Annotated in this window: 10 protein-coding genes and 1 pseudogene; 2 read left to right on the plus strand and 9 right to left on the minus strand. The window is 47.8% G+C overall.

Features of this window, described 5'->3' with window-relative positions:
* Positions 1 to 679: 679 nt before the first annotated feature.
* Positions 680 to 1,063: a response regulator gene (locus BOW06_RS02625; protein WP_078453071.1), complete on the plus strand. Its 384-nt coding sequence runs from the start codon at positions 680 to 682 to the stop codon at positions 1,061 to 1,063.
* A 160-nt stretch (positions 1,064 to 1,223) separates the two neighbouring features.
* Here BOW06_RS02625 and BOW06_RS02630 read toward each other — a convergent pair whose 3' ends face one another.
* From BOW06_RS02630 to BOW06_RS02660, 9 genes and pseudogenes are all read right to left on the minus strand, one after another.
* On the minus strand, positions 1,224 to 1,955 hold the full coding sequence (locus BOW06_RS02630) for a slipin family protein (protein ID WP_230209769.1): 732 nt from the start codon (positions 1,953 to 1,955) through the stop codon (positions 1,224 to 1,226).
* A 21-nt stretch (positions 1,956 to 1,976) separates the two neighbouring features.
* Complete coding sequence (locus tag BOW06_RS13315; protein WP_438363281.1) at positions 1,977 to 2,546, minus strand: NfeD family protein; 570 nt, start codon at positions 2,544 to 2,546, stop codon at positions 1,977 to 1,979.
* A 478-nt stretch (positions 2,547 to 3,024) separates the two neighbouring features.
* Positions 3,025 to 3,351: pseudogene (locus BOW06_RS13390) on the minus strand (Clp protease/crotonase-like domain-containing protein); the annotation flags it as partial.
* Positions 3,352 to 3,524: 173 nt separating this feature from the next.
* On the minus strand, positions 3,525 to 3,680 hold the full coding sequence (locus BOW06_RS13030) for a hypothetical protein (RefSeq protein WP_155276149.1): 156 nt from the start codon (positions 3,678 to 3,680) through the stop codon (positions 3,525 to 3,527).
* Between the two features lie 7 nt (positions 3,681 to 3,687).
* Complete coding sequence (locus tag BOW06_RS02640) at positions 3,688 to 5,097, minus strand: DUF2130 domain-containing protein (RefSeq protein WP_043117008.1); 1,410 nt, start codon at positions 5,095 to 5,097, stop codon at positions 3,688 to 3,690.
* A 379-nt stretch (positions 5,098 to 5,476) separates the two neighbouring features.
* Positions 5,477 to 7,003 carry an HD domain-containing phosphohydrolase gene (locus BOW06_RS02645; protein ID WP_052132143.1) on the minus strand — a complete coding sequence of 509 codons (1,527 nt, stop codon included), beginning with the start codon at positions 7,001 to 7,003 and terminating at the stop codon, positions 5,477 to 5,479.
* A 42-nt stretch (positions 7,004 to 7,045) separates the two neighbouring features.
* Complete coding sequence (locus tag BOW06_RS02650; RefSeq protein WP_052132144.1) at positions 7,046 to 8,596, minus strand: PAS domain S-box protein; 1,551 nt, start codon at positions 8,594 to 8,596, stop codon at positions 7,046 to 7,048.
* A gap of 484 nt (positions 8,597 to 9,080) precedes the next feature.
* Positions 9,081 to 10,334, minus strand: coding sequence for a M48 family metallopeptidase (locus BOW06_RS02655; protein ID WP_043117009.1), 1,254 nt, complete (start codon positions 10,332 to 10,334; stop codon positions 9,081 to 9,083).
* A 170-nt stretch (positions 10,335 to 10,504) separates the two neighbouring features.
* Positions 10,505 to 10,930, minus strand: a complete 426-nt coding sequence (locus tag BOW06_RS02660; RefSeq protein ID WP_043117010.1) for a DUF4399 domain-containing protein — start codon at positions 10,928 to 10,930, stop codon at positions 10,505 to 10,507.
* A 224-nt stretch (positions 10,931 to 11,154) separates the two neighbouring features.
* On the opposite strand from BOW06_RS02660, the gene BOW06_RS02665 reads away from it, so the two are divergent.
* Positions 11,155 to 12,573, plus strand: coding sequence for a protein adenylyltransferase SelO (locus tag BOW06_RS02665; protein WP_078454280.1), 1,419 nt, complete (start codon positions 11,155 to 11,157; stop codon positions 12,571 to 12,573).
* The last annotated feature ends 3 nt before the right edge of the window (positions 12,574 to 12,576 follow it).

The raw sequence follows: 12,576 nt of genomic DNA on the forward strand, positions 1-12,576 counted from the left end.
TGATTTCAACGACTGCGGGTAGCTTGGAGTACCGGAGGAACATCAAATAACCACCGTATATCTCATCCGGCATCTGGTACGCCTCAAAAGTAAAATGGATTTGAAGCATTCCAGACAGTAGCAAAAGCAGATAATGAGAATGTAAGAGAGTGGCATGATAGTCTCATGCAACTAGTACCTATGTATGTGTTGCAATTGACCTCAGAAGATCAGGAATTTCAAAATCAATATTTCAAACCAGTATTTGCAAAATTACGTTCAGTTCTTTTTTACAGGCGGTAGATTAATATCCTGGCTACTGCTACATTTTACTACTACACCGGCCGATTATATTGGCTATGGTATATACAATAAAACAAAGGGTTACGCACACGAACGTGAAGAGTGGAGGTTCAAGTCCTCTTCTCGGCACCATATATATAAACCCGTTAAGATTCAATATCTTAGCGGTTTTTTTATTTGCCACTCTAGTACACGTTTCTTGTACACAATACCAATCATCTTTTAGATCTTGAACGGTCCGTAGCTTTACTCATACTGTAAAAAAAATACCTCAGGATGATCATATCCTGAGGCATACAATTTTAATAAGATCATTTTTTCTGAATTATGAATCACCACTAAATTTATTAGACTATAGTATTGTATCTAAGCAAGCGAAAGACTTGGAGAAGCGAATATGCACAATCTGGATGCAAAGATACTTGTCGTAGATGACGATAATATCAGCCTGTCTATCTTGCTGGAGCACCTGGAATTCCTCGGACTGGAAGGAGTTGGTGCTAATAGCGGCGTAGAAGCACTGGAACTCTTGAAGGAGGAGCACTATGCAATGATTCTGACAGATATCAACATGCCCATGATGGATGGTTGTGAAATGGTCAGAAATATTCGTGAGAAAGAATCTGCGACGGGGAAACACAAACCGATTCTCGCCATAACATCCTATACCATGCCTGATGACATTGAGCTGTATCATGAAAGCGGCATAGATGGACACTTGGCCAAGCCGATCAGTATGGAAGATGTTGATGAAGCCATAAAGTTGTGGCTTTACAAATAATGGAGCAAAGAGACACGCAGAAAGACGCAAATAAATCCCGTCTCTATACTCCAGCACCTTGCGTATAGACCACATCTCACCTTGCAAGTCCCTATCAAGATAAATCAGGCGAAGTGCGTCGTAAAACGCGAGCTTCCAGATGAAACAATTGAGACAGAGTTCAACCCTTCAATTTTCTCATTACCGCTTCAATCACTTCCATAGGCACAGGAAATACGATCGTAGAATTCTTGTCCCCGGCGATTTCGGTCAGGGTCTGCAGGTATCGCAGCTGTAGTGACTCTGATTGTCGCGACATGATTTCGGCAGCATCGGTCAGTTGTTCAGCAGCTTCACGTTCGCCTTCAGCATGAATCACCTTGGCACGACGTGCACGCTCAGCCTCGGCCTGTTTCGCCATGGCACGAATCATCCTGTCATCCAGGTCGACGTGTTTCAGCTCGACATTACTCACCTTGATACCCCATGCATCCGTTTCTGCATCAAGAATGTTCTGGATATCAGCATTGAGCTGCTCACGAGCGGCCAGCATATCGTCCAGTTCATGTTGTCCCAGTACGGAACGCAGTGTTGTCTGTGCCAACTGGCTTGTTGCCTCGTAGAAGTTCTCTACCTGGATAATCGCCCTCTCCGGGTCGATGACACGAAAGTAGATAACCGCGTTCACTTTCACCGAGACATTGTCACGCGAGATAACATTCTGTTCAGGTACATCCATTACAACTGTGCGCAGGTCCACCCGGACCATCTGCTGGATTATCGGGATGACGATAATAAGGCCGGGACCCTTGACCTTCCAGAAACGTCCCAGCGTGAAGATCACTCCTCGTTCGTACTCACGAAGAATAAAAATCGCCCAGAGCACCAGCAGTGCAATAAAGCCGAAAACCATATAACTTAGATAAGCGATCATTTAACTATCCTCCTGTTTATTTTCCGGTTCTATATCCAGAATCAAACCATCCAAGCCAGTCACACGTACCTGCTCTCCCCTGGTTACTTGAACAGGACTACGAGCCTGCCACAGTTCCCCATGAACACGAATCCGTCCTTTACCAAGAAAATCTTCCAGCACCTCGGCTTGCATCCCCACGAGCTCCTCAGCACCACTGACTACAGAGCGTCGATGCGACTTGATTGCCATACCGACAATCAACACGAGCAAAGCTGCGCTGACGAGGGCGAAAGCACCGATTAGGGGAAGTGAGATACCAAAACCGGGCACCTCGGTATCAATAAGGATCACCGAGCCAATGACAAATGCGATAATTCCACCGATGCCAAGGATGCCAAAACTTGGCTCAAAGGCCTCGCCAACCATTAACGCCACACCGAGCAGAATCAGGAACAGGCCGGCATAATTGATAGGCAGCAGCTGAAACGCATATAGCGCAAGCAGCAGGCAGATGGCACCTGTCACTCCCGGCAGAATGCTTCCCGGGTTGGAGAATTCTAGAATCAGCCCGTAAATGCCGATCAGCATCAGGATATAGGCGACGTTGGGGTTGGTAATAACGGCCAGTATCTGGCTCAATGTGATTTAACAGCAATCCTTCGGTTGCCAGTGTGACTTCCTGCCCAAGGATATTGATTCTTCGCCCATCCAGCAGGACAAGCAGTTTGCTCATATCCGATGCCACTATATCGATAACACCCAGTTCCAGGGCCGATCTTGCATCCAGGCTTGCCGCTTCGCGCACTGCCTTTTCTGCCCAGTCTGCGTTGCGCCCCCTGAGGCTGGCAAGACTGCGAATATAGGCAACTGCATCATTAATCGCTTTTTGGCTTTTTGCATCAAGGCTTACCGGTTGCTCCTGGCTCTTTTCTGCATCCGGCCGGGCCTCTTCCACAGGCTCTTTGCTGCCAGGTGTTGCAGGGGGAGAAACGGTCGGTGCGATACTGACCGGCGTGGCAGCCCCCAGGTTGGTGGCAGGCGCCATTGCCGCAACGTGGCTGGCGTAAAGAAGAAAGGTACCGGCACTTGCAGCCCGGGCACCATTGGGGAATACATAACCGACCACGGGCACTGGCGAAGCAAGGATCACCTTGTTGATATCTCGCATCGAGGACTCGAGTCCTCCCGGAGTATCAATACGTAAAATGATCAGCTGAGCCTGTTCTTCAGCCGCAAGGTCAATGGCGCGTTCGACGTAGTCAGTGGTTGCCGGTCCAATAGCTCCGTCAATATCAATCCACACCCCGCTTCTGGAGCCCGCACCCTCCTGCTGTGCCAATAGGATGAGTGGCCAGAGAAACAGGAGCAACAAGAACAGATGTTTCGTTTTCATGGCATTTACTGTTCCAGGTTCATTTCGAGGACAACCCGTCAGCACCGATCTGACTGATGCGATTTACATTACATGGTTGTACTCATCTAGTAACAGTATAGATTGAAAAATGATAATTCACTTACAGATTAATATGTTATGGCTTCCTGGCTGTTGAAAAGGCTGAATTCTGTTCAGGTTATGCAGCCTTGCTCAACTTCCTCGAGATGACTGATACGGATGGATGCCGGCGGGTTCGAACCGTAAATGAGTGAATGAAGAGCATCAGACGCCAGGGTAGCGTCATTCTCGCTGTAGAGCCTGATGAGTGCGCTGACAAGTTGCCACACTCACGACCTATTCAGTATCGGTTGGATCCTGATCCTTAAGCTCATCAAACTTGGATGCCATTGTGGGGTTTTTCCGTGTCAGCTTCTTGATGGTTACGTCTTGCGCCTTGTTGTTTGCAAGACGAAGGTTCCGATCCGTACCAAGCAAGGCATCCTTTGTCTTCTGCAGGTGAGTAATTGACTTATCTATCTCATCGATTGCTGTTTGGAATTTCCGCGAGGCAAGATCATAGTTTTTCCCGAATGCGCTCTTGAATTTTTCAAGATCGCTTTCGAAGTTTGTTATGTCGATATTCTGTGCCTGAACAAGCGCCAGCTCCCTCTTGTACTTAAGCGAGTTCATCGCGGCATTACGCAACAGTGTAATGATTGGAAGAAAGAACTGCGGCCGTACGATGTACATCTTCGGGTAGCGGTGAAACATGTCAACAATGCCCGTGTTGTAGAGTTCACTGTCGGACTCGAGCATAGAGACCAAGACAGCGTATTCACACCCTTTCTCGGTGCGATCCTTGTCGAGCTCCTTGAGGAAGTCCTCGTTCTTTTTCTTGGTTGCAGTGGTATCGTTCTCGTTCTTCATTTCGAACATGATCGAAACAATTTCAGTATCGGCCTCATCCGTGTCACGGAAGATATAGTCACCCTTACTGCCGCTCCTGGCATCGTTATCCTTCTCGAAATATGCTCTCGGAAACGCTGTAGCCCGAATGCGATTGAACTCGGTCTCACAATGCTGCTCAAGGGTTTCTCCAACCATCTTTGTCGACAAACGCGCTTTCATGTCACGCAGGCGCTCGATTGCTTCGTCGCGATCCTTGATTTGCGTCTCGTACTTATCCTTGAGCGACTTCTCGGCAAGTTGCTTTTCAAGTGCTGCCCGGTCGAGGTTGTTTTTCAGCTCATCGCGCTCTTTCTCGACCTTACCGACGGCACCTGTAATTGCGAGCGTCTGCTCGACTTTACTGGCATCGAGCTTGGCCTTTAATTCCAGGATCTCGGCATCCTTCTTTGCTGCGGTTTCCTGCAGCTCTTTGGAGAGTTTCGCATCAGCCAGTTCAGAGGCAGCCTGCTTGTCGCGCTTTACTTGTTCAAGTTCGTTGGCGAGCTCATTACGCTCTTTTTCAACGATGTTTAAAGCCTCGGTCACAGCAAGGTTCTTCGCGATCTCACCGGCATCGAGTTTGGCTTTCAATTCCTGGATTTCGACATCCTTTGCTGCGGTCGTCTTGTGCATTTCGCTACTGACCTGGTTCTTGGCAAGCTCAACAGCGTTCTGCTTCTCCTTCTCGGCCAGCTCAAGTCGTTCGTGCAACTGTTGCTCAAACTCATGGTCACGGACTTGCTTAAGAATGTCCGCATACCCGGCTTCGTCGATTTTGAATGCTTTACCGCAGTGCGGACAGATTATTTCATGCAACGATACTTCTCCCCTGCTTTGGCCAAGAATTACATCTATTTATTTTGTGCCTTCATAGGCATCCTAACCGATTAAATACTGAATATCTGTATGAATTTTCTAAAACTACGGTGAGTACCAAATGTTCATTTTTTACCGGAAGCGGCCATTCGCAACAAGTCGCTAACAGTGGATGATTACACCATTATTGGCGAGAGATCAGGAGAAATATATACTTCTATATGCCACGACTACACCTTCGAATCCGCTTTGGACGGATTATCAGATTTAGCTATAGCAACACCACGTAAATTATCAAACTGGCATCATTTTTATAGCACATATGCATTTCTGGAATTGAATCAAGCCGGAACTACCCCTGATTTGTATCAAAAGGGCTTCAGAAAGTGAAAGCAGGAGTGCCCTGGAACAGTGTCAGGCAGGCATCCGCAACCCTGGAATCGAAAAGAACTCCCCGCCCTTTTCTGACTACATCCAACGCCTCATCTATTCCATATGCAGGCCGATAAGGACGGTGACTATTGATTGCTTCAACCACATCGGCAACTGCAATAATGCGTGCCTCGAGTATAATTTCTTCCCCTTTTAAACCTTGCGGATAGCCGCTCCCATCCATTCGTTCATGGTGCTGATGTATCATCTCTGCAACAGGCCAGGGGAAATCTACACCTTTAATGATGTCGAAACCAATCTCCGGATGAGATTGAATCAGCCCTAGTTCCAGCTCCGTCAATTTTCCTGGACGATTTAGTATCTCAGCGGGAATGGCAATCTTGCCAATATCATGGATAGCGGCACCGAGGCTAATACCCTCGATTTGTGCATCTGTCAGGCCCAGTAGCTTTGCAATTGAGGTAGCTAGTTTTGAAACCCGCTCCTGATGGCCCGAGGTGTAAGGATCGCGCTTTTCAATTGTTAGTGAGACAGACTTGATCGTACCAAGCAACGCACCTTTCAATTGTATGGCTGCCCGCTGTTTGTCCTTCTCGGCCATCTTACGTGCTGATATATCACGTGCGATACCGACACCATAGAAGCCATCCGATAATTGCATAGCAGAAACCGATAACTCAATAGGAAACTCACTTCCATCTTTTCTCAAGCCGGTAAGCTCTACTAATTTACCAACAAAATTTCCCTCTCCGCTAGCAGAGAAAGTTCTCATACTATTGTTAATAGCTTCATGGAATCGCTCCGGGGCTATTAGATCATGCAACTTTATTCCAATGGCCTCTTCGACACTGTAGCCGAAGATAGTCGTTGCAGCTGGATTCCAGGAAACAATGGAGCCGTCGTCAGATTTAATCACGACTAGTGCGTCGCGCACGGCATTAGTTGCACTCTGCAGTCGCATATTACTTTCATTCAGAGCAATTTCAGCCAATCGACGATCTGTAATGTCAACAATCGTACCATCAAGCCAAATCTGTTCTGTCTTGTTCTCGAATCCAGCCTGTCCTCGAACATGCACCCACTTTATGTCACCTTTACTGTTACAAATGCGATAGTCAATAAAATAGGGAATGGCCTCATTGACAGCCTCCATTATCTGCTCTCGAACCATCTCCCTGTCATCGGGGTGAATGATACTGGCAAAAGATCTAACCTGATTATTAATGAAATCAGAAACAGGATAGCCGGTGATACTTTCGATTTCATCGTTTAGATACAGCATGCTCCAATTGCTATCAATCAAGCACCTGTACACAACGCCCGGTATATTCTGAACCAGGGTTCGATACTTTTTCTCGTTCTCCTCCAGGTCTTCCAGAAGAAACAGCATGGCCCGGCGTGTATCATTGAAGGTATCCAATCGAGTATGTAACTCCTCCAGCTCTGCCCTGAGGCGACCAGTTTCTGCTCGAAGATTCCCGATACTTTCAACTTCTGTGTTATTTGTTGTCATGTCTTACCAAGCAAGGCCAATAACACAAGAACTGAACAATGATTAATTATCTTCATTCTCAACTCCTGTAATGCGGCCCGTTTTCAATGCTTTAATTTCGTCTTGCAGCTCTTTCATCCGTAGTTCCCGGTTGACTGTCACCTTCTGAAAACGTAGCGCTTCATCCAATTGACTCTCCAGCATCTCTTCCGCCTGTTTGCGCTCAGTGATATCAAAGATATATCCCTCCAGCACCTCCGGGGAGACCTCTGGTGATGATACACGCAGACCACGTGCCAATACCCAGCGGACATCACCATTTTTATGCTTGATGCGGAATTCAACCTCAAACGGCATGTTCTCCTGAATCGCTGCCTGTACTTGCTGCCAGATTCTGTAACGATCATCAGGGTATAGAATGTTGCTGTAGACGAAAGCAGGATCGGCAATAAGTTCTTCTGGGGTATAGCCGCTCAATTTTTCACTACCACGACTGACGAATTGCATAGTCCAGTTAGAGTCATTCAGACATCGATAGACCATTCCTGTCAGATTGTCCATCAAGGTGGAAAGCCTGCGTTCATTCTCTTGTAGGGCAATTTCACTCCGGTTAAGGTCAGTGATGTCATCACCTGAGCTGAGAGTAGAAACAATCTCCCCTTGATCATCCCTTATTACCGAATTGCGCCAGGCGATTTCACGAAGCTCACCGGTACGGGTCTGGATTTGATTGGCATAATATTCATAATCATCCAGTTCACCTTTCATTAGTTTGTAGTGGGCTTCGCGAGCTTCTTCCCTTATATTTTCCGGAATGAACTCATTAAACCAATTTAAACCCTTGGCTGTTTCAGGATCAGCCCCCAGAACCTCTCCAGCTTTTTGGTTGATCGACAGAATAAACCCCTCATCATCCAGCTTGATCAATAACACACCAGAGATATTGAAATATTGGCGTGCCAAGTTCCGCTCACTCTCCATCTGATCATTGCTCTTTTTTAATTCCTCCCCAAACCCTCTCTGCCGCTTTGCGGAATTCAATAATTGCCCTGATGAATAGTTAATTCCCATCAGACCGATCATCCAAAGAATAAAATGACCTGAGAACAAGCTTATTGTTTGAATGATAGAACTACTGTTAATGTATTCACTTGGCAAGGATATGCTGATCCCTCCACGGACATCTCCAACCTTGTAACCTTGAGCTTCATGGCATTTTGTACATGCCTCGCTGACATATAATGGCGCCATATAGCGGAAGTAGGTCTCTCCATTGATATCACTGAAACCACTAGCCTCATCCTGATGCAGTTCAAAAGATTCTAGCGCTGCTTTTTCCCAGGCATCAGCAGCATTTTCAGGGCGTATGGGATTCAGGCTGGTGATATGTCCCAGCACACCACTTTTCTTGGAAGCCAACTCATGAACCTGGCGGGTCATATAGGCCGGATTTATTAATGTCAGTGCAATGCCGGATGTGGTAACGACATCCCGCTCAGGAACCTCTAAATATTCGTTTGGGAGTGTGGATTCAGAAATGGGCGCATACAAACCACCATGTGACGCATTCCATTGCCGGTAATTGATGTCTTTTTCAAAAAGTAGCCCGTGCATGACCCAGGTGAAGTTCTAAAGTTGACTCGGTTTGTTTATGGTGCATCCAGAGGCTCAGAGTCAAAATCGAAGTCGTCCAAAAGAGGATAAGTATCCAGCGATAGCGTCTGATCGTATTAACTTCTTTACCTTGGTTCACAATGACAACCTTATTATTTTTACAGGTATACCTTTTCGCTACGAGAGCAGTAATTTCTTCTGTTCTGCTCCCAAATGTACGCACCAGGCGAAAAGATTATTGCCAAATAAAAAATAAATAATATTTAAGGTAAGTATAAGCATCCTTAAGAATGAATTCAAAAATAATATCTGAATGTTTGCAGATCAATGGGGCCAGGTACGATTGGCTAAGGCGGCCCGATACATTTCGTTCGAGTCTTATCCTATTGATTCAGAGAGCCAGCCACTGATCCTTGATCATGTTCGGATCGAGCCCGAAACGGAGCTTGCCGCATCTAGCGAAACAGGTAGTGACCAATCCTGATCATGCGGCCCCGTGATCTATTTCCTCAAGATGCCTGATACGAATCGATGCCGGCGGATGCGAATCGTAAAAGAGTGAATGAAGCGCATCTGGCGTCAATGTGCTGGCATTCTCCCTGTAGAGCGTGATAAGCGCGCTGACAAGATGCCTGCCGCCGGATTGATTGGCAGCAAATGCATCGGCTTCAAACTCATGCTTGCGTGACACCCAGGAGAGTGCCGGGCTGAGAAAGTAGGTAAATGCCGGGCTGATGAGCACAAACAGGATCAGGGCCATGTAGGTCGATGACTGCTCCACTCCCAGGCCTGTATAGAACCACGCGTTTTTCATTAACCATGCAAGAATGGCAAAGCCGGCCAACGACATGGCGGCAGAGAGAATAAAGCCCTTGATAATATGGCGTTTCTTGAAATGGCCAAGTTCGTGTGCCAGCACGGCTTCAACCTGCTCGGCCGACAACTGTTTCAGCAGTGTATCGAAGAAGACAATGCGCTTGTTATTGCCGAAACCCGTGAAATAGGCATTACCGTGGCCCGAACGCCGGGATCCATCCATCACGTAGACACCGTTGGACTGAAAGCCGGTTCTGGACAGCAGTGACTTAACACGTTCGGCAACCTCACCCTCTTCAAGCGGTTCAAAGCTGTTGAACAGGGGTGCGATGATCTGGGGATAGATCCAGGTGATAAGTAGTGAGAAAGCGGTTAGCGCCACCCACGCCGTAATCCACCAGTATTCACCCAGTGACTGCATGACCCATAACACTGCCATGACTAGCGGCACACCAATCAACAGTGAAAGAACCAGTCCCTTGAGGCGATCAAGCCAGAATGTCGCCATGGTTGAGTTGTTGAAACCAAAACGCTCTTCTATGACAAATGTGCTGTACAAGGCGGCAGGAATACTCACGATGGATGAAAAGAGTGTCACTGCAACAATCACCAGGGTTCCCGTGACAAGTTCCGAGTGGCCCAGCGCAACAAGCTGCTTGTCAGCCCAGTTGAGGCCACCGCCCAGGGTCAGAATCAGTAACAGCGCCAATCCAAGAAAGAGCTCCAGCCTGCCAAAACGCACCTTGGTGATGGTGTAGTCAGCCGCCTTGTGGTGCTGTTCGAGTGAAAGCATCCCGGAAAAAGCTTCCGGTACTTTCGGGCGATGCGCAGCAACATGAGCCTGTTGCCTCCATGACAACCATAACTGTGTGGCTGTTGTCAGGAACAGGAAAAGAAGAAAAAGGTAAGAGAATTCATTCATCGGCAAAAAATCAGCTGTCTATAGTCTATTCAGCGATTATACAGCCTCGATTCTCTAAAACCTACCCCTGATTATTGAGAAGGTTTACTTTCTGAATAACTGGCCAAGGGATGGCGCTTTTCGCCACCCGCCAGCCATCAACCCACAAACAGACCTGGTACAGGTGTCGACTATTTCACGGTTATGGTGATTTTATTCGACACGACAGGTGGATTGTGTGGGATATGGTTCATGTCGCCCAGAAGTAACTGCAATGTATGTTCACCGGGTGACAAATCGATTGTAGCTTCAGTTTGTCCACCACCGAAATGCTTATGCTGATCATCAGCAGGCACCGGCTGATCAATTGCAGGAAGTTTGGCCACATCAATGAGTAAGTGATGATGCCCTGTATTTGCCTTCTCGATCCCTGCGGGGGCAACACCCATCTGTTTAAGACCAAAATTCACCGTCACAGGGCTGCTCACCACTGCGCCATCTGCAGGAGAAATAATGTAAAGCTGCGCTCCTTCAGGCGAAGGTGTGCGTGCTAATGCAGAGCCTATAACCAGGAAGAGACCTGATAAAACGATTAAACCGATTGACTTAACGGACATGATTCATCTCCTGTTTTGATTGTCCTGAAAGAATAGTCAATTCAATTAGCAAAAACCCACCTTTCTGCTCAGGTATTTGATAACAACTCTCTTAATAATTGATTATTCGGCATTTATTATTGATTTAATGACCTGTCCACCTTTTGTTCAATAGCCATTTTTTTCCATGACTCCCTGATTATTGGGGAGGTTGAATCTCAAGCGAGTAATGCGAAACTAATCGCATGAACTTTATTAACAGCTATGCTCAACTTCCGGAGCATTTTTACGCCAAAATCCGGACAGCCAATGCTCCAGAACCCGAACTGATCGCCTGGAACAAGGAGCTGGCCATGCAACTCGGCCTGAACGAGCTGGATGCCGACGAAGCCAGGCTGGCACGTATATTCAGTGGCAATGAGCCGTTACCTGGCGGTGAAACCATTGCATTGGCATACGCTGGTCACCAGTTTGGCCATTTTGTGCCACAACTTGGTGATGGACGCGCGGCCCTGATCGCTGAAATCGTCAGCCCCGTCGATGGAGAGCGTTACGATATTCAGCTCAAGGGATCTGGCCAAACACCCTTCTCCCGCAATGGCGATGGTAAATCTTCGCTAGGGCCGGTTATACGGGAATTCCTGCTCAGCGAGGCCATGCACAAGCTTGGTGTACCAACCACACGCGCTCTGGCAGCCGTCAGCACAGGTGAGGACGTGGTTCGCGAAACACGCGAACCGGGAGGCGTCATGACACGTGTAGCATCCAGCCATATCCGTGTCGGTACCTTTCAATACTTTGCCTCGAGAGACGATAAAGCTGCAATGAAGGAGCTAACCAACTACGCGATTGCCCGCCACTACCCTGATGCCGCATCGGCTGAACAGCCCGTGTTGGCATTTTTCTCGGCAGTTGTTAAAAAGCAGGCCAGACTGGTTGCTCACTGGATGGCGCTGGGATTTATACATGGTGTCATGAATACCGACAACTCGGCCATCTCCGGTGAAACGCTCGACTATGGCCCATGTGCTTTCATGGACGAATTCCATATCAACAAGGTCTTCAGCTCCATCGATCGACAGGGTCGATATGCATATGGCCAACAAGCCAATATGGCGCAATGGAACCTGACACGGCTGGCAGAGTGCCTGATGATGCTCGACGGAGATCAGAAAGACTACGAGTCGCTACTGGACCAGTTTATACCGGCGTTCGAAGAGCACTACTTTGCCTTTATGGGTAACAAACTTGGCCTCGCCGAGCTGACCGATGATGACCCTGAGCTGATCACGGCATGGCTGCAACACCTGCAGGACAATCAACTCGATTACAGCCAGAGCTTCCGCCAGCTCGCCACTTGCCTGGACAACTCCGAATCCATCAGCTTTGGTGACTTTGAAGCCCGCTGGCTCAAGCGTATTGATCAACAGGATGGCGGGCGTGAGGAAGCAGGCCGTCTCATGGCATCAAGTAATCCTGTTGTCATCCCCCGCAACCACCAGGTTGAACGGGCCATTGAAGCGGCGTTTGAGGATGATTTCAGCGTGTTCAATGAACTACGGCAAGTGCTTGCTTCTCCATTCACCGAGCAGCCGGGGTTGGAACACTATTCAATTCCCCCTGAATCTCACGAGCGGGTGATGGCAACCTTTTGCGGGACCTGATGC

The organism is Solemya velum gill symbiont (assembly GCF_002020255.1).
In the GTDB taxonomy this organism is placed as follows: Bacteria; Pseudomonadota; Gammaproteobacteria; order Chromatiales; family Chromatiaceae.